General features: G+C 47.7%; 7 protein-coding genes (1 of these 7 running past the window's edge). All 7 read left to right on the top strand.

What is annotated here, in order from left to right:
• The first annotated feature begins 41 nt into the window (after positions 1 to 41).
• Positions 42 to 2,990, top strand: a complete 2,949-nt coding sequence (locus tag MKX59_RS15535; RefSeq protein WP_340859003.1) for a glycoside hydrolase family 48 protein — start codon at positions 42 to 44, stop codon at positions 2,988 to 2,990.
• A 134-nt stretch (positions 2,991 to 3,124) separates the two neighbouring features.
• Positions 3,125 to 3,628 carry a ferritin gene (locus tag MKX59_RS15530; RefSeq protein ID WP_013310291.1) on the top strand — a complete coding sequence of 168 codons (504 nt, stop codon included), beginning with the start codon at positions 3,125 to 3,127 and terminating at the stop codon, positions 3,626 to 3,628.
• 289 nt (positions 3,629 to 3,917) lie between these two features.
• Positions 3,918 to 4,466, top strand: coding sequence for a GNAT family N-acetyltransferase (locus MKX59_RS15525; protein ID WP_023988541.1), 549 nt, complete (start codon positions 3,918 to 3,920; stop codon positions 4,464 to 4,466).
• Positions 4,467 to 4,523: 57 nt separating this feature from the next.
• Positions 4,524 to 5,642 (top strand): LLM class flavin-dependent oxidoreductase, encoded by a 1,119-nt coding sequence (locus tag MKX59_RS15520; RefSeq protein WP_076265424.1) that lies wholly within the window; start codon positions 4,524 to 4,526, stop codon positions 5,640 to 5,642.
• 216 nt (positions 5,643 to 5,858) lie between these two features.
• The gene (locus MKX59_RS15515; protein ID WP_071558770.1) at positions 5,859 to 7,886 is read left to right on the top strand and encodes a S9 family peptidase; all 2,028 of its coding nucleotides are present in this window, start codon (positions 5,859 to 5,861) and stop codon (positions 7,884 to 7,886) included.
• Between the two features lie 541 nt (positions 7,887 to 8,427).
• The gene (fabD, locus tag MKX59_RS15510) at positions 8,428 to 9,651 is read left to right on the top strand and encodes an ACP S-malonyltransferase (protein ID WP_071558769.1); all 1,224 of its coding nucleotides are present in this window, start codon (positions 8,428 to 8,430) and stop codon (positions 9,649 to 9,651) included.
• Positions 9,626 to 21,045, top strand: partial view of a non-ribosomal peptide synthase/polyketide synthase gene (locus tag MKX59_RS15505; protein ID WP_340858516.1) — the 5' end (the start) only. Its footprint extends 17,398 nt past the window's final position; the window shows 11,420 of its 28,818 coding nt (coding positions 1-11,420); it begins with the start codon at positions 9,626 to 9,628; its stop codon lies off the right edge, out of view. Before fabD ends, MKX59_RS15505 begins: the two co-directional genes overlap by 26 nt.

Below are 21,045 nucleotides of genomic sequence, written 5' to 3'. Positions count from 1 at the left end.
AAGTGATCAGCAGAAAATCAGTGTTCAGGAAATCTGTCTCTATGGTCATGTCAGCCATTTTGGTACTTCCGTTAACCTTGGGCTTATTTCAGGCAGGACCCGACCGTGCATCAGCCGCAACACCGGAATCGACACGCTTTTTACAATTGTATAAACAGCTGAAGGATCCGGCTAGCGGATACTTTTCAAAAGAAGGCATCCCTTATCATTCCGTTGAAACGCTTATGAGCGAGGCTCCAGATTACGGACACTTAACGACTTCGGAAGCGTACAGCTACTGGATGTGGCTGGAAGTGCTGTATGGTCATTATACCGGGGATTGGGGGCATTTGGAATCCGCATGGGACAACATGGAGAAATATATCATTCCTGTTAATGAAGGCGACGGTAAGGAAGAACAGCCAACAATGAGTAACTACAACCCGAACAGCCCCGCCACCTATGCCGCAGAATACTCACAGCCGGATCAATACCCAAGCCGTCTGAGTGGACAGTATGGTGCTGGCAAGGATCCACTGGACTCTGAGCTGAAGGCAACCTATGGCAACAACCAGACTTATCTGATGCACTGGTTGTTGGACGTGGATAATTGGTACGGCTTCGGCAATCTGCTGAATCCGTCGCATACAGCAACCTATGTAAACACCTTCCAGCGTGGGGAACAGGAATCGGTCTGGGAGGCTGTACCGCATCCATCGCAAGACAATCAAAAGTTTGGCAAGCCTAATGAAGGCTTTATGAGCTTGTTTACCAAGGAAAATAATGCCCCTGCACAGCAATGGCGTTACACGAATGCCACCGATGCAGATGCACGGGCAGTTCAAGCGATGTACTGGGCTAAGGAATTGGGATATGACAACTCCGTATATTTGGATAAAGCCAAAAAGATGGGAGACTTTTTGCGGTACGGCATGTACGATAAATACTTCCAGAAAACCGGAAGCGCTTCCAATGGAAGTCCAATTGCTGGTACGGGCAAGGATGCCAGTCTTTATCTGATGGCATGGTATACAGCCTGGGGCGGCGGACTTGGCCAAAGCGGCAACTGGGCTTGGCGTATTGGTGCCAGCCATGCACATCAGGGCTACCAAAATGTCGTCGCAGCGTATGCGTTGTCCGATCAAGATGGTGGATTAATACCGAATTCACCAACGGCGGGACAGGACTGGGCGACCTCGCTGAAGCGCCAACTGGAGTTTTATACTTGGCTGCAATCCGATGAGGGGGCCATTGCAGGCGGAGCGACGAATAGCTGGGATGGTGCCTACAAGGCTTATCCATCCGGCACAAGTACCTTTTATGGCATGGCTTATACAGGGGCTCCTGTATATAACGATCCACCCTCGAACAACTGGTTCGGGATGCAGGCTTGGCCTGTCGAGCGAGTTGCCGAGCTGTACTACATTTTAGCCAAGAAAGGGGATACTTCGTCCGAGCAGTTTAAAATGGCTAAACAAGTGACGGAAAACTGGATAGCGTGGTCCAAGAGCTATGTATTTGCCAACGAACGGCCTGTGACTGATGCACAGGGATACTATTTGGACGCTCAAGGTAAGCGTATTCTGGGTGGCAAGAATCCGAAAGTGGCTACTACAGCGGCTAAAGGTGAGTTCTGGCTACCGAGCAATCTGGAATGGAGCGGAAAGCCTGAAACCTGGAGCGGATTTGCCAATCATAAAGGGAATACCAATCTCCATGTGGTAACAAAGAATCCGGGGCAGGATGCCGGAGTGCTGGGCAGCTATGTTAAAGCACTTACTTTCTTTGCTGCTGGAACGAAAGCTGAAAAAGGAGACTATTCCGAGTTAGGCAAGGAAGCTAAGGATCTGTCTAAAGCTTTGCTTGATGCTGCATGGGGTTATAACGATGGTATAGGCATTACAACGAAGGAAGCGCGCGAAGATTATTATCGTTATTTTACCAAAGAAGTGTATATCCCGAGCGGCTGGAGTGGTAAGACTGGGCAAGGCAACACGATCCCTGGCACCGACGCTACACCGTCTGATCCGTCTAAAGGTGGTAATGGTACGTATTCCAGCTACAGCGATATCCGCCCTAATATCACCAAAGATCCGCAATGGTCCTATCTTAAAGATAAATACACGACTTCATGGAACAAGCAGACCAAAAAATGGGATAAAGGCGCTCCAGAATTTACGTATCACCGTTTCTGGTCCCAAGTTGATATGGCAACGGCTTATGCCGAGTATGACCGTCTCATTAACGGTAGTGGACCAACCGAGCCTACAGCTCCCAAAGCTCCGGCAAATGTGAAGGCAAACGCAGGGGATGCTCAGGTTAGACTGACCTGGAGCAAAGCGACGGGTGCCGATAGCTATACGGTCAAGCGCTCCACAACCAGTGGTGGCCCATATACTACAGTAGCAACAGTAACAGACAGCACTTACAAGGATACAGGAGTGGTGAATGAAACCACTTATTATTATGTGGCAAGTGCAACAAATTCTTTAGGAACCAGCCCGGATTCTGCCGAGGTCAGTGCCAAGCCTACGGCAGCACCCATTCCAGCAACGGGAGATGTGATTGCCCAATACCGCGTGGGCGACACAAACCCGGGAGATAATCAAATTCGGCCACTGTTCCGTATTGTAAACAAGGGTAAAGAAGCAGTTGATCTGAAAAATGTCAAGCTGCGATACTACTACACCGTAGATGGCGACAAGTCACAGGAATTCCATTGTGACTATGCACAGTTGGGCAGTAGTAACGTTCAGGGACGTTTTGTGAAACTGGATAAGGCCGTTACAGGCGCAGATTATTATCTGGAAATCTCCTTTGGAGCTGGTGCGGGAAGTCTGGCAGCAGGGGAAAACACAGGGGACATTCAGATTCGCATGAACAAGACGGACTGGAGCAACTATAACGAAAGTGATGATTTTTCCTATGATCCAACCAAGACATCTTATACGGATTGGGGCAAAGCACCATTGTATATAAATGACAAACGTGTCTGGGGTCTGGAGCCTTGATTGTAAACTAATTGTAGAGATTACGGGCGGAATGTGAGATCATTTAATTCACTTCCGTCCGTTTTTTTGTGATCGGATTCGTGGTACACTATGATCGTTACATTATTACATACATGACCGAGGTGACCTGAGACATGAATGACAATTTGGCACAGGCTCTGAATGAGCAAATGAACTTTGAATTTTACTCCGCTCACGTATATCTGGCGATGGCTGCTTATTGCTCCAGTGAAAGTCTGGATGGGTTTGCAAACTTCTTCCTGGTACAAGCTGAGGAGGAACGGTTTCATGCCATGAAACTGTATAAATACATTAATGACCGTAGAGGACGCGCCACATTGGCTGCATTGCCGGAGCCAAAAAACAGCTACGATTCCATGCTGGACGTATTTGAGCATGGCTACAAGCATGAGCAGCAAAACACGCAAAAATTTTATCATCTGGCTGACTTGGCCCTCGATGGACGCGAGCATGCAACGATCCATTTCCTGAAATGGTTTATTGATGAGCAAGTCGAAGAGGAAGCTCTGTTCGACAGTGTTATCCAGAAGCTTAAGCGCATTGAAAGAGACAGCAACGCCTTTTATATGCTGGACAGCGAGTTTGCCAAACGCAGCTTTACTGCCCCTGCGGAGTAATACAGCATACATGGTGTGTTTTGAATGCCGGAGATATGGCCAGCATTTTATTCGTCTAGAAAGTAAAAAAGCCCGATTTTCGGGCTTTTTTGCGTTGACTTTAATTAACGAATTCCCATCTTTCTAGGGGCTATTGTTATTTTAAATGGAGTTATAGAAAAAATTAATTTGTCGCTGGATGGTGAGCATGCTACAGTTATGTTAACTTTTATATCTGATTAAGTAGATAGGATTAATTATTTTGGTGATTCACGAGCATTATAATAATACTATAGGAAGGCGGGTTAGTATGAGTGAAATCTATCGTCTGGCACTCCAAGAGGATGCAGAAAGATTGCAGTATGTGACGTATGAGGCGTATGAAACAATTCGGCAGTTGGAGCTTCGATGGCCTGCCGCTCAGGCAGATGTTGCTCTCATTCAAGAAAACATTAAAAATAATGATTGCTATGTGCTGGAAGTAGACGGTGTCATTCAGGCTACCGTTAGCCATCTCAAAAATAGAGCCCTTAATTTTATAACCGATCTACCGTTTGTGATGTGGTTTGCTGTAGACCCGGCTGCCCAGGGCAAAGGATATGGGAAAAAACTGCTGAATTGGGTAGAGCAAACGATTATTCGTGACAAGGTCGGTGCTCCTGCTGTGACACTGGCGACTGCGGAAAAGCATCCCTATTTGCTATCCATGTATGAGCGTTGGGGGTATGAACGTATCCATGCTTTTGACCATGGAACAGGGGACGGGACGATGCATTTACTGCGTAAAGTGGTGAATCCTGAATTATTCTCCACCTACATTCGTGAAAAAAATGAAGCCGAGACAGCTAACCGAAATTAGACGCGATCATAGGGAACGGAAGAAGCCGATTCGTTCGCAGAAAGGGGGCAGGAGCGAATGAAGTTTGTATTGTTCAGCCTAATGGCTAATCTGCCTAATGCGATTACCGGAGAAGCCTGGAGTTCGCAGCAAAAATTCCAAAATGTAATTAAGCAGGCTGTGCTCGCAGAGGAGCTTGGTTTTGATGCGTATGGTGTGGGGGAGCGGCATGGTGCGCCTTTTTTGTCGTCTTCACCTCCACTCGTTCTGACCGCTATAGCAGCGAGAACTGAACGGATTCGTCTGCTGACGATGGTAACGGTGCTTAGTATACTTGACCCAGTACGCGTAGCTGAGGATTATGCGACATTGGATCATTTATCGGGCGGAAGATTAGAACTGATTATCGGAAAAGGCAATGATCCACGCCATTATCCGTTGTTTGGAATTACGGAGGAAGAGCAGTGGGAATCGTTAGCAGAACGCTATCGTCTGCTCAAACGGCTATGGAGCGAGGAAGAGGTTACGTGGAAGGGCAACTATCGGCCCCCGCTGTATCAGGTCACGACACAGCCACGCCCGTATCAACAGCAAATTCCGATATGGCATGGAAGTGCCTCCAGTACATTATCGACGGAGCTGGCTGCACAATATGGAGAGCCGTTATTTTCCTCAAATTCTTTCCATCCTCAGGCCAAGTATAAAGCCTTAATTGATCATTACCGTGAACGGCTCGCTTATTACGGTCATGATCCTGCTCAAGCCGTAATTGGTGCCGGAGCCGGGAGCTTGTATCTGGCGGATACAGACGAGGAAGCGATCAGACGCTATCGCCCGTATTATGATGCTTACCACTCGACGACGGCGGCTCAACATAATCAATCCCCGTTTACAAATTTGGAGGACAATATCCGCAACGGTCCAGTTCTGATTGGTTCTGCGGACAGCGTTCTTGAAAAAATACGGAACTATTATACTGCGTTCGGCCATCAGGTACTCAGCATAAGCGTGGATGGGCTGGGAGAGCAGGAGCAGCTTGAACAGCTGCATCGGTTTGCCGAGGATATCATTCCTGTGCTGCGGCGAGAGATTCCCAGCACTATTTGGCAGCAGGTGCCGAACCTACACAAAGAAAATGGATCACTGGCTGCTATTCCTAATGGGGCTCCCTCCATTTCTCCTATTTTCCAATTGTGATTGATGAATAACGTTACCCTCTCTCATGAAAGCAACCGAAGTAGCGGTGTTTTCGGGTCGATAGCGACTGAGAGAGGGTCTTTTTAGTTTTAGACAAATTGACAGAGATAAATAAAAAGAGTAACGTAATTGTATATTCATTTAAATCGCATAAAATTAATCGGATTAATTAAAATTTAAAGATGTGGAATCTAATGATATAAAGGAGGAATTTTTTTGAGCGACTCACAATCTAGTACGACCAAGCGCTGTATAACAGCCGAGGATTTATATCGACTTCACTGGGTTAGCGATCCAGCTATTCATCCTATTAGTGGTGAAATCGCTTACGTAGAACAGTATATTAATAAAGAGTGGACAGATTATAACTCAGGAATTTGGCTATTATCGTCCGAAGGCGCTAGCGCATTACCCTTTACATACGGACCGAAAGATGAAACGCCTGTCTGGTCACCAGATGGATCACAACTAGCTTTTCTCCGTACAACAGACGGCAAGCGCCAGGTGTGGATTATTCCAGAACGCGGAGGGGAGGCACGACAGCTTACACACGTAGAGAACAATGTTCGTTCATTAGCCTGGTCTCCTGATGGGACTTGCATATCGTTTGTAGCTAAAACGGCCGAGAACCCGTCAAGCCCTACATCCGATGGAGGAACTCAGGAGGCACAACTTAAGGGACGAGTCGTTAATCGAACGAAAGCTAAATCCGACGGATATGGACTGTGGGATGATACTCGTGATCACTTGTATGTAACTGATGTGACTTCGGGGCACACAGTTCAACTGACTTCCGGCGCTTATGATGTGGCGGAGCCTGTGTGGTCACCGGATGGTCAACGTATTTTATTCGTCGCCAGAATAGCAGAGCATTCGAAAGAGGATACGGATTTACGTAAGCAGAATGATTTGTTTACGATAGCTCCTGCAACTTCAAATGGTGATGCAGCAGCACCGCTTAAGCTGACCCATTCTGAACTGCACATCGAGAGTGCTGCTTATTCTCCTGACGGTTCAACGATTGCCTTTTACGGTCATGATCGACATGCCAAAGGCGCTACTCAGACCCGACTGTACACGGTTCCTTCCAGTGGGGGGACGGCAGTATGCGTTAGTGAGACGCTTGACGCTCACCTCGGTAATGCGGGTATGAGCGACATGCGTTCACATCTTCATGTAGGACCACCACGCTTCAGTGCGGACGGCCAATCTCTGTATACGCTGGTTACCCATGAAGGAAATGTGCACGTATATCAGTTTGCGCTTGATAGGACTTTTAAAATTTTAACCCAAGGAGAGCGGGAAATTTACCAATTCGAGCTTACTTCGGATGAGCAGCATATCATTGCCGCCTCCACCGATGTAGCTTTACCAGGTGATTTATTCCAGATTGCGATTCATTCAGGAACTGAGGAACGGCTGACACGAGTGAATGATTCTCTGCTTGATGAGATTGAGATCAGTGTGCCTGAGAGCTTCTGGACTGAGGTTGAGGATGGACGACGGGTGCAGGGATGGGTGATGAAGCCTGCTGGGTTTAAGGAGGGGGTATCCTATCCTGCTATTTTGGAGATTCACGGTGGTCCTCATGCCATGTATTCCAATTCTTTTTTTCATGAATTTCAGTTGCTGGCCGCTCAGGGGTATACAGTCATCTACACGAATCCGGGAGGAAGCCGAGGGTATGGACAGTCTTTCACCAATGTCGTCCTTGGAGATTACGGCGGACACGATTACACCGATCTGTTGAGTGCAGTGGACGAGGCTATACGTCAGTTCCCATTCATTCATCCGGAAAGGCTGGGTGTAACAGGGGGCAGCTATGGTGGATTTATGACAAACTGGATTGTCGGCCATACCGATCGTTTCCGCGCAGCTGTAACCCAGCGCTCCATATCTAACTGGCTGTCAATGTATGGGGTGAGTGACATAGGGTACTCGTTTACTGAAGATGAAGTCGGCGGGAATCCGTGGGACGATTGCGAGCTCTTATGGAAGCAATCTCCGCTGGCTTATGTGCAGCAAATCAATACACCGCTGCTCATATTGCACGGGGAGCAGGATCTGCGATGTCCTATAGAGCAGGGAGAGCAGCTGTTTACAGCATTACGTCGCTTGGGGAAACCTACGCAATTTGTCCGTTTTCCAGCTTCAAGTCACGAGCTTTCACGAAAAGGGCACCCGCAGCTTCGCGTGGAACGACTGCAACGTATTACTAATTGGTTTGTCCAGCACGAAATATAACACATTATGCGTTTCTTGCACTTACGACACAGAAATTTTTACAAAAATTCATTAAAAAATTACAAACAATGCCTGATTTTTAGACAAAAAAGGGCATTGTTTGTGTGTATAATATATTTATACATTATAATGTCATACTTTAATTTATTTTGTGATTATAATAACATAAAAAATCACATATCACATTTTTTTCTTATTAAAGGAATTTAAAAAAATATTGACATTTTTCTAGTCCATATTTATTATATAAATAAAATATTTCACATTTAATTCTTACTTATGTAATAACATTTTGTATGACCTCAGCACTTTCACATCACATTCATCTATGATGCTGAATTTTGGGTTCCAAGCCTGAAATTCCAGCATACTCCAAGGTTTTTACACTTCCAAGTCTACTCACACATCATACTTTTAATCTCAATTACACCACGAATGGAAACTCCATAACCAATTCAAATTCACAATATATATTTCTAATTTTTGGAAATCTATATTGTTGCTTTTTGCCACATCTATGTGGAGAGGAAAGGGGGGTGGTATGAATCGCATGGCTTTGGTTTTTCCGGGACAAGGATCTCAGTATGTAGGAATGGGACCCGCATGGCATAGCGATTTTACAGAAGTGGATCGTTTGTTTGAAGAGGCTATTGATATTTTGGGATATGACCTGAAAGCTTTATGCATGGCAGGTCTGATCACCCAATTATCCAGGACATTCTATACTCAGCCCGCACTTCTTACGATCAGCGTCATTGCATTCCGACGTTATATGCACGAAATCGGAATTATTCCCGGATTTTCAGCAGGTCATAGCCTGGGTGAATATTCAGCTCTGGTAAGTAGCGGTGTTCTATCCTTTGGCGACGCTTTACAACTGGTACAAGAGCGGGAACGCTTCATGGAAGCAGCCGCAGAGGCCGGTCTGGGCAGCATGATTGCCATTCGCGGAGCTGAGTTGAACGCCGTGGAAGAATTCTGTCGTCTGCACTCCACAGTCGATCAGCCTGCTGTCATTGCTTGTTACAATTCGCCCAATCAGTACGTCGTCTCAGGTCATCATACGTCGGTAGTTGTGGTAGCTGGCGAATTAGAGCAGCGAGGGGCTCAAATTACCCGGTTGCAGGTCAGTGGTCCTTTTCATAGTCCGCTTATGCAACACGCTGCGGACAAGCTGACCGCAGAGCTGCAAAAATATACTTTCCATGAAGCGCGGTGGCCCGTGATTTCCAATGCGACCGCTCAGCCATACTCCGATGTGGACAGCATCCGTCAAGGATTGGTTTCGCAAATGATTCACCCGGTTCGATGGATACAAACCATGCAATATATGGAAAACTATGGCGTGGAGCAAGGCATTGAGTTAGGCCCACGGACAGTGCTGAAAAATTTGGCGAAAGAAATAAACACTACCATCGAAGTACTGTCCCTGGACAGAGACTTGGATCGCGTTGAACTGGAACGCCGTTTCTCGATCCGTGATTGGGTAGCCCGTTCCCTGTCACTGGCGGTGTCTACCCCCAATGCCAATTGGAATGAAGATGAGTATCGAAAGGGTGTTATTTTACCTGTTCGGAGACTGGAAGAATTACTGCGAAACTCAGAATCAGGCAGCAGTCCACCTCCTGCTTCTGAGCTAAGACAGGAAATACTGGGGTGTATTCGCCTGGTGTTGCAAACCAAACAGGTCGACGAAGGAGAGCAGGAAGTAATGCTAGAGCAATTGAGGAGGGATCAGGATGGAGCAGTTTCAAACTTTAATTGAAATCATTCAAGACCGTGCAAGCCGGGATGAGAACGGGATCACCTTTATTTCCGGTGATAAGCAAGAGGAATATGTGTCCTACAGTAAACTTCTGGAGCAAGCATCACAGGTGCTTCATGCATTACAGGAAAAAGGGATACAACCTGGCGATGAGCTGATCATGCAGATCGACGACAATCATACCTTTGTGAATGTATTTTGGGGCTGCCTGCTCGGTGGAATCGTTCCTGTTCCTGTAAGCATCGGGAATAATGATGAACATAAAATGAAACTGTTTAAAATCTGGAATACCCTATCCCGCCCTTATATGATTGCGGATGATAAGGTAATGGAACAACTGGAAAAGTACTCGCACCAGCACGGATTGCTGGATTCCTTTGAGCCTGTTAAAAAAGCAACTTTTTCAAGCCATACATTCGACTATTCCATTGAGGGTAAAGGGGCAGTTCATGCATCCAAACCGGAGGATTTGGCTTTTATCCAATTTTCCTCAGGCTCTACAGGTGATCCTAAAGGAGTCATGTTGACACATGAAAATCTGGTTTACAATATTCGGGATATCGCAAATCAAACAGGCATGAGCTCCAAGGATGCTTATTTGGGTTGGATGCCGCTTACGCATGACCTGGGATTGATCGCCTTTCATTTAACCTGTGTGGTCGCTAATGCCAAGCAGCTGATTATGCCGACGGCACTTTTTATCCGACGCCCGTCTTTATGGCTAAAAAAAGTATCGGAGCACAAGGTGACTCAAATATGCTCTCCCAATTTCGGATATAAATTTTTTCTCGATCAGTACAAACCTGAAACAGCGGATAACTGGGATTTGTCAAGCGTGCGTATGATTTTAAATGGGGCTGAGCCGATATCTGTAGAGCTTTGCCATGTGTTTATGGATGCGATGAGTGTTCACGGCTTGAATAAAAATGCGATGTTTCCCGTCTATGGATTGGCAGAGGCGAGCGTGGGTGTTTCCACTCCCCCTCTGGACAAAGATTCCTTTATTCCGCTTTATTTGAATCGGCAGCAGTTACACGTAGGTGAACCCATAGAAGAAGTAGACAAGTCCGACAAGCGGTGTCTTACTTTTGTGGATTTGGGGTATCCGATGGCCAGCACCTCTGTCCGCATTTGCGATGAACAAAATCGGGTGCTGGAAGATGGTGTGATTGGACACACGCAAATCCGTGGCAAAAATGTGACCGCTGGATATTACAACAATCCAGAGGCTACTTCGAAGGTCAAAACCGAGGATGGCTGGCTCATCACCGGAGATTTAGGGTTTATGAGAAATGGCCGCCTGACTATTACCGGTAGAGCCAAGGATATCATTTTCGTGAACGGACAGAATGTCTACCCGCATGACATCGAGAGGATTGCCGAGGAACTGGATGGCGTGGATCTCGGGAAAGTAGCTGTGTGCGGTGTACATGATGCGCAAACCAGGCAGGATCGTATTGTTGCCTTTGTGATGCACACGAAAAAGATAGAGCATTTTGTACCGCTAGTTCAAAAGCTGAAAAGCCATCTGAACTACCGGGGAGGTTGGCATATTCAGGATGTAGTTCCGATTCGACGTATCCCTAAAACAACCAGCGGGAAGGTTCAGCGCTTCAAATTAGCCCAGAATTATGAGCAGGGTGACTTTAATGAAATATTGACATCACTGGCCGAGGCTACTCAAATCGCGCAGGCAGTTGGGCGTATAGTCCTGCCTCAAGGAGAAATAGAACAAAAGCTGATTGGAGTCTGCCAGGATATTTTAAATGTAAAGTCGATTGGAACGGATGATAGCTACTTTGATATCGGAGTGACTTCTTTGCAGCTCGTTCAAATTGTGGACCAGTTGGAGGACCAACTAGGGGTTCATATTGAGGTGACGGACTTCTTTTCCTATCCGACCATCGCCAAGCTGGCTTCGTATATCTCCAGTCAAGGCCTAAGCAGCGATGCGACTGCACTAACACAGCCCGAGGGCAAGGAGAAAACCAATGACCGGGATATCGCCATCATCGGCATGTCCGGCAAGTTTCCTCAAGCGGAAACACTGGAGCAGTTTTGGGCGAATGTCGCATCATGTGCAGACAATATCGGTCCGTACAGCGACGTAAGAAGAAAAGACGCCGAAGCTTTCATTTCCCGTCTGAATACGGAAGGGCGGAATATGCAAATCGCAGAAGGTGGCTATCTGGATGAAGTAGATAAGTTCGATTACTCCTTCTTTAAGCTGACTCCGCGGGAAGCCTTGCTAATGGACCCGAATCAACGGCTATTTCTACAAACCGCCTGGAGCACGATTGAGGATGCGGGGTATGGCGGTAAGCAACTTGCAGGCCAAAAGGTCGGCGTGTATGTCGGCTTCTCCAAGACCAGCTTTGAATACGAGCGTTTGTTGTCCGAGGTGGAACCGGGTGCGCTGCCGAACTTTGCCATTGGTAATTTACCGTCCATTATTTCCAGCCGAATTGCGTATTTGCTCGATCTAAAAGGCCCGGCGTTAACGATTGATACAGCATGTTCTTCCTCACTCGTAGCGGTTCATCTGGCATGCAAGTCTATCCTCAACGGAGACTGCGATATGGCACTGGCAGGTGGAGTGAAGACGATTTTACTGCCGTTGAAAGCAGGTATTGGCATGGAATCCTCCGATGATCGGGCACGAGCCTTCGACGACCAGTCGGACGGAACGGGCTGGGGCGAAGGCGTCGGAGCGGTTTTCCTAAAGCCGCTGCGTAAAGCGGAGCAAGACGGTGACAATATTTTGGCCGTGATCAAGGGAAGTGCAATCAATCAGGATGGCAGTACGATTGGTATTTCCGCGCCGAATGCGCTCGCTCAGGCGGAAGTAATTTCGCAGGCGTGGCACGATGCACAGATTGATCCAGAAACAGTTAGCTACATCGAAGCGCATGGCACCGGGACCAAGCTGGGCGATCCGGTCGAGATTGATGGCATTACCAAGGCTTTTCGCAAGCATACACAGCGCAAGCAATTTGTGGCGATCAGCACAGTCAAAACAAATATCGGCCATTTATACGAAGCCGCGGGGATTGCGGGCTTGATCAAATCCGTACTGTCCATGAAGCATCAACAGATTGCGCCGCTCGTTCATTTTCGCACGCCAAACCAGAAGATCCATTTCGAGGAATCTCCGGTATATGCCAATACGAAGCTGAGGGAATGGAAGACGAACGGCTTCCCGAGAAGAAGCGGGCTGAGTTCCTTTGGATTCAGCGGGACAAACTGCCATGTGGTACTGGAGGAATATATTGCAAAGACGGAATCGGATAAATCCTCCACGGGCAGCAATAATGGATCATCACCGCTGCTGCTGACCCTGTCAGCGCGGAGTGAATCCGCTTTACGCGAGCTGGTCGGGCGATACGCAGAACGGTTCAGACGGGCGGAAGAACTCGTGATGAAGGATGTATGCTATACGGCTAACACGGGGAGAAGCCACCTGAATCACCGGATTGCGGTGACTGCCGCAGGAGCAGATGCGCTGAAAGCAAAGGTGCTTCAGTTGCACGAACAAGGCAGAGCCGTCGATGGTGTATACACCGGGAAAGCGGATAGCGCTGGTGGCACAGAGACGGTCACTGGAAGCTTGGACACGTTGCAATCACTGGAGCAACTGGCTGCCAAGTATGTGCAGGGAGCGCAGATTGATTGGAGTACCCTATATGCAGGTAGGCACTACAAAAAGGTTTCTCTGCCTACGTATCCATTCGAACGGAAAAGATGCTGGATTAACGTGCCCGAACAGGTTCGAAAGGAACAGAAGGCGCCCGTTCATGAAAACTCAACAGTAAGGGAGACTGGAATTATGGGGAAAGAGTATTCGGTGTCAGCATCAGCTACCGATCAGCACAAATCTTCTATCCTTCAAAAGTTAGCGAAAATGATCGGTAACGTGTCCCAACTCAGTCTGGAGGAATTGGAGCCACAAACACATTTTCTGGAGCTCGGGCTAGATTCCATTAATTTGTCTCAGGTTCGCCACAGCATCAAGGATACCTTCGGACTGGACATTCCCATGAACGAATTTTTCGAAACGTTGACCACGCTGGAGCTGTTGGCCAGCTACGTAGCCGAGCGGGTGAGCATTTCCACTTCTGCTGAAGCCCCGGTTCAGTCTGTGGTAAATCGTTCGGAAACAACTCTGAGTCAGGCTGATCATGCATCTTCCCCCTTAACCCAACTGCCTCATGAATCCGGCGTTCCGGCTGAGCAAATACGGGCTCAAAGCTTCACAATCCCTACAGCCACAGGTGTAGAGCGAATTTTGGAGCAACAGCTACATCTGATGTCACAGCAGCTTGATGTTCTCCGACATCAGCCATCTGCATCCGTAATAGCTTCCGAGCCATTTAGCCCGGAATCCAGCATTTTGCCCTCAGCAAGTATAGGAAGCGCGGAGATTATCCGTATCGAGTCCAAGCAGGAAGTCGCGGCTGCATTAGCACCGGCTCCATCCGTAAAGGCTGTTCCCAAGCAGACAGGCAATGAAGCCAAACCGTATACGCCTTATAAAAAGCTGGATGTTAAAGCACGCGAATTGCTTTCGCTCCGTCAGGAACAACATCTGCAAGAGCTGATTGAACGCTACACGGCCCGTACGCGTAGCACCAAGCAGTACACCCAGCAGTATCGCTCCGTATACGCCAATAACCGTAATGCGGCTGGTTTCCGGCCTGTTTTGAAGGAAATGGTGTACCAAATCGTTTCTCAACGTGCAGACGGATCAAAAATTTGGGATCTGGATGGCAATGAATATGTCGATTTGACGATGGGCTTTGGCGTGAATCTGTTTGGGCACAATCCGGCCTTTATCCGAGAAAAAATTGAGGAAGAACTGAAAAACGGCATGTGTGTCGGCCCGATGTCCAACATGGCTGGGCAAGTCGCTGAGAAAATTTGCAAGATGACCGGCGTGGAACGGATTGCGCTGTACAATTCTGGCACGGAGGCCGTCATGGTCGCGCTCCGTCTGGCGCGTGCTGCTACGGGACGAGCTAAAGTCGTCATTTTTGCTGGCTCGTATCACGGTACATTTGACGGGGTACTGGCACTGGGGAGCGCAGGTGACAACAAGGAGCATTCGACGCCTCTCGCTCCAGGTATCTTGCAGCATATGGTGGACGATATCGTCGTGCTTCATTATGGAGCGGACGAATCGCTGGATTATATCCGCACCCATGCGCATGAGCTGGCCGCGGTTGTCGTGGAGCCGGTGCAAAGCCGCCGTCCAGATTTTCAGCCTCAAGCCTTTTTGCAGGACATTCGCCAGATTACGGAGCAGTCGGGTACTGCCTTCATTTTTGATGAAGTTATAACAGGGTTCCGTATTCAGCCGGGAGGGGCACAAGCCTGGTTTGGGGTGCAAGCCGACCTTGTGACCTACGGTAAAATCATTGGTGGCGGGCTGCCGATCGGCATCGTAGCCGGGAAAGCCGCCTTTATGAACGGGATCGACGGAGGTACGTGGAGCTTCGGGGACGACTCCTACCCGCAGCATGAGCAACAGCGGACCTTTGTCGCGGGGACCTTCTGTCATCATCCGCTGGCAATGGCTGCATCCTTAGCGGTGCTGGATCATTTGGAGAGCAACGGTGAGCAGTTGCAAAATCGTCTGAACAGCCGCACCTCGGCGTTAGCAGCGGAGCTAAACAGCTATTTCACGGACGAACACATACCTATGAAAGTTGTTAACTTTGGCTCTCTGTTCCGCTTCGTGCTCAAAGGCGATCTGGAATTGTTCTTTTATCACATGCTGGACAAAGGCATCTATATCTGGGAGGGACGAAATTGCTTCTTGTCCACGGCCCATACCGAGGATGATATTGCGCGAATCGTGCAAGCGGTCAAGGATAGCGTGAACGAGCTGCGAAAAGGGGGATTTTTACCGGACCCGCCCCCGAATGGAAACGGCCCAGGGCCGGGCAAGCAAACTGTACCTGTACCTGTAACTGTACCTCCAGAAGCTGAAGCAGTGAGTGTTCCAGAAACCGTAATTGCGCTGACTCCTGATCAAAAGCAGCTTTGGTTCGCCTCTGTTTCAGAACGAAGTGACTCTCAATCTTTACACGAAACCGCCTTGTTGCGGTTTCGTGGTCCACTTCAGCAGGAGGAGTTCAACCGGGCTGTCCAGACCATTGTGAACCGGCATGAAGCCTTACATACCTTTATGAGTGGTGATGGGGAAACTCAGGTGATCGCTCCTGTGATGAAAGTGGAAGTTCCGCTTCATGATTTTACCAGTCACCACCCAAATGAACAGGAACAACATATCCGGGCATGGATGATCCAGGACAGCGAAATCCCGTTTGCCATGACGCCAGGAGATCCGTTATTCCGAATCCATCTGCTGAAAATATCAGATGAGGAGCATCTGAGTGTCTTTACGTTCCATCATTTTATCGCGGATGGCTGGTCGATTGGTGTATTCATTCAGGAACTGGAACACATCTATTCTGCGCTTGTCCGAAATGCTGACTACAACCTTCCCGATCCAGTACCTTTTCGGAATTACGTTGTTTGGCAGCAGGATCAATTGAAAGCCGGGAAAGAAGGGGCCCTTGCTTTTTGGTCAGCAGTGCTGGAAAATCATCCGCCTGTCCTCAATCTACCATCTCCGGTGAGGGGAATACAGATTCCGTCTTCTAGCGGAAGCAGACATACTGTAATGCTCGAAGCGCCGCTCGTTAAACAATTGAGATCCGCCAGCATAAAGCTTGGCACCAGTCTTTTTATAACACTGCTATCAGCCTTTCAGATTTTTCTGCATCGCCTGACAGGGCAGCAGGAAGTAACGGTGGGGGTTCCTACTGCAGGACAATCCCATATGGACGCCTTCTCCCTGATCGGCAACTGTGTCAACTTACTTCCAGTGATCAGCGAAGTGCGTCCTGATGCTACTTTTACGGAGCATGCCCAAACGGTTAAAAAGCGCATGAATGAACTGGACAGCTTCCAAAAATACAGCTTTGCCGGACTCGCTCAGCTGGGGCTGAGAAATTTGCCTGTCATTAACGCTGTATTCAATTTGGATCGTCCGATTCCGCGTTTTCAATTCCATGGTATGGAAGCAGAACTCATTGAGAATGAGGTATCATTCAGCAAATATGAGTTGTTTTTGAACGTGACAGAGGCACAGAAGCAATTACGTCTTGATTTTGACTATAATTCGGATCTTTTTCAGCAAAACATCATCGAAGCTTGGTCAGGGTATTTCCTGAATCTGCTGCATTCCATTGTAGAGGAAGAGGGGGCTCGCGTTTCCGCGATGTCTTTACTTCGTGCGTCGGAGAACGAACAACTTCGAGCTGCATGGGCAGCAAATACCGATGCCAACGGAAACTATCTTTGCGTTCTAGATGCCTACAAGCATTTGGCACCTGTCGGGACAGCAGGGGAGGTGTATCAAGCCTCAGGAGCAGGCCTGTTGGGAACGACCCGGGAATGGGCTTACGTGGAAAACGATGGCAAGCTGCGGCATATTGGAAATTTAAATCGGACCATTCACATTCGCGGACATCAGGTTAATCTGGAGCAACTGGAGAAACACCTGCTGCAAATTTTCCAATGGGAGTCCTGCGTCATTACACCACAAACGGGCGAAACTGGAAAAGTCTCATATATAACCGCCTATGTGGTTGCAAACGCATCGAAGCCTTGGGAAGAAGACGCACTGAAAAAGGCTGTAATCGAAATTCTTCCAGATTATACGCAGCCCCGTTTTTGGATTCCTATGGATCATATTCCTCTTCTGCCGGATGGTCAGCCTTATCTACAGGCTCTACCAGCGCCAGAACGAGCAAGTGTATTCGCTAAAACAGACGTCGCTTCTGAGAACCACGGCGTAGAAGATCAGCTCGTGAACATTTGGATGAACGTTCTGAATGTAATGGATATCAGCTATGACGATAACTTTTTTCAACTGGGCGGTGATTCGCTAAAAGCGACGGTCATTCTGTCGAGAGTCAACAAGGAATTGGGTGTACACATTCCACTCAGCCACATTTTTGAGCTGCAAACGATTGCTGAGCTGGCTACATATATTGCGGGTGGAACAAAGCAGACCTATGAACCGATTGTATCTGTAAAATCGCAGGCCTTTTATCCGGTGTCTTCTTCCCAAAAGAGAATGTACGTGCTGGATCAAATGGGAAGCGGAACGGCCTATCATGTACCCGGTCAGCTTTTCATAGAGGGAAATCTGGAGGTCCCCCGCTTTATTGAAGCCGTTAAGGAAGTTATTTTGCGACATGAATCCTTTCGGACGTATTTCGATCTGGAAGACGGGGAAGTAGTACAAAAAGTTCGGGACACGATTCCATTCGACATCCCGTATACCCGTATTTCCAAGGAAGAAGCAAAGCAGGCTCGGGTCTTGTTTGTTCAGCCTTTTCATCTGGGAACAGCTCCTTTATTCCGTGCCGAACTGTACGAATTTATCGAAGGTGGCTTCATACTGCTAGTGGATATGCATCATATTGTGTCCGATGGTTTCTCCATGGCCGTGCTGCTGGATGAAATCATTCAACGGTATCAGGGCAGACAGCTTGCGAACATTCAGCTTCATTACAAGGACTTTGTTGCTTGGCAGAAGCAGCAGATCAATGACGACGCATGGCAAGCGCATGAATCATATTGGCTCCAGACCTTGAATGGCGAGCTTCCTGTACTGAATATGCCTACGGACTTTTCACGTCCGCAAGCACAAAGTTTTGAAGGTGACAGCTTGACCGTTACATTGGAATCCAAACTTACTAACACACTCTACAAATTGGCCCAAGATACCGAATCTACGATCTTTATGGTACTTTTGGCAGCTTATAATGTCCTGCTGGGCAAATATTCTAGCCAAGAGGATATTATCGTGGGTACACCTGTTGCCGGAAGACGGCATGTGGATACTCAAGCGATGATTGGCATGTTTGTCAATACGCTGGTTCTTCGCAATCATCCGCAATCTTCTTTAACGTTCCAATCCTTTTTGCAGGAGGTTAAGCAAAATTCGCTGCTGGCACTGGAGCATCAGGAATACCCGTTTGATGAGCTTGTAGACAAGCTGGAACTGGTACGGGACGTAAGTCGAAACCCGGTGTTCGATACGATGTTCAGTCTGCAAAATGTCGGCACAGATGTTTTGGAAACAGGAGGCATTCGTTTTAAGCCGGAAGAATTCAACGCGGGCATATCCAAGGTGGATTTTTCATTGCATGTGACTGAAGAAAAAGGACGTTTGTCCTTCACTTTGGAGTATGGCACGAAGCTGTTTAAACTGGAGACCATCCGACGGCTGGCAGAGCATTTTGTGCGAATTTTGGAAACAGTGACGCAGGATGTCGGGGTGCAGTTGGCTGATATTACGATCGTATCTGATGAAGAGAAGCAATTGCTGCTGACCGGATTTAACGATACCGTCGTACCTTTTCCGACAGATGAGACGATCCACGGACGATTTGAAAAGCAGGTTGCAATGACCCCGGAGAACATAGCATTTGTATTTAGAGATCAGAGCTTGACTTACCTAGAACTGAATGAGCGGGCTAATTCACTGGCACGAGTGCTTCGTGAAAATGGCGTTGGTCCTGACAAGCCCGTAGGTCTGATGTTGCAACGTTCGACAGAACTGATCGTTGGTATGATAGCTATACTGAAAGCAGGCGGTTGCTATGTGCCGATTGATCCTGAATTTCCACCAGCCCGTATTAGATACATGTTTGAAGACAGCGAGGCGACTGTAGTTTTGACCCATCGTAAACTGGTAGAAGAGAATAGCTACAAAACAAAAATGCTTTTTTTAGAAGATGAGGAATTATATCAGAGAGAGAGGTCGAACCTGGAAGCGAATGTTCAATCAGAGAACCTAGCTTATGTTATTTATACTTCAGGGTCGACCGGGCATCCAAAAGGGGTCATGCTTCAGCATAGTTCCGTTATGAACTTTATCACAGCAATGCATGAATTGATTGATTTTAAGCCTGACAAAAGGATTCTGTCGCTGACTACTATTTCTTTCGATATTTTTGTGGTTGAGACGATATTGCCGCTGCTAAACGGAATGACCTTTGTACTGGGTGATCGCCATCATCAAGTTGATCCACAGACACTTGGGGAATTAATTGTTGCTCAGCATATAGATTTGCTACAAATGACACCCTCTCGCCTTAGAATGTTACTCAGCAGTGAAGCGGGAATGCACGCACTACAAGGTATAAAGGAGATTATTCTTGGGGGCGAGGCGCTTGCGCCTACGTTACTGAAGAAATTGCAACAAATTAAAGGGCTGCGTATCTACAATATGTACGGACCTTCGGAATCAACTGTATTTTCATCAGCTAGGGAACTGACAGGTGCTAAACATATTGATATCGGGTCCCCCGTTGCCAATACGCAAATGTATATCCTTGATGGACAGGGTGCATTACAGCCAATTGGAATCCCTGGTGAGCTATGCATTGCAGGGGAAGGATTGGCTCGTGGCTATTGGAATCGCGCGGAACTGACGGCGGACAAATTTGTAGATAATCCATTTTCAACAGGAACACGAATGTACAGAACGGGCGATCTCGCCCGCTGGAAAGCGGATGGAAATCTGGAGTTTATCGGCCGAATCGACCATCAGGTGAAAGTACGTGGATTCCGGATTGAGCTGGGTGAGGTTGAAAATGCTTTGATTAGCCATTCTGCAATTCGAGAGGCTGTCGTCACTGTAAATCAAAGCAAAGATCATGAATCCGTCTTGTGTGCCTACATTGTACTGCATACAGAAGAAACACCAAGCTTAACCGTAATTCATGAGCATGCCGCCAAGTTGCTTCCGTATTACTCGGTACCGTCTTACTTTGTGTTTCTGGATCGTATACCGTTGACTCCGAATGGAAAAATCGATCGGAAGGCGCTGCCAGCACCGGAAGGTAATATACAAAGAGGGACAGAATATATTGCCCCACGGACGTGGTTGGAAGCGAAACTATCGGTAATCTGGCAGGACGTGTTGGGTTTGATGCAAGTCGGCGTGAAGGAAAACTTCTTTGAAATTGGTGGACACTCTCTACGGGCAATGACGTTGGTCTTGAGGATTTACAAAGAATTGAACAAACCAATTCCTCTACGTAGCATTTTTGACGCACCGACGATTGAACAGCTGGCAGTGGTGATTGAAAATCTGAACGAGGTGGCGTATGCATCTATTTTAGTGGCGGAAGAGCGTCCCTTTTATACCTTGTCTTCTGCACAAAAACGAATGTATATATTGCATCGGATTGATCCGGGTGATGTGAGCTACAACATGCCCGCAGTACTCCAGGTGAGCGGACCGCTGGATGTAAGACGGGTAGAGGCAGCATTTCGGCAGTTAATCTCACGCCACGAGGCCTTCCGCAC

The organism is Paenibacillus sp. FSL R7-0340, from assembly GCF_038002205.1.
GTDB lineage: Bacteria > Bacillota > Bacilli > Paenibacillales > Paenibacillaceae > Paenibacillus > Paenibacillus polymyxa_B.
Note: the sequence above shows the minus strand (reverse complement) of the source record. Positions and strands in the feature narration are given on the sequence as shown.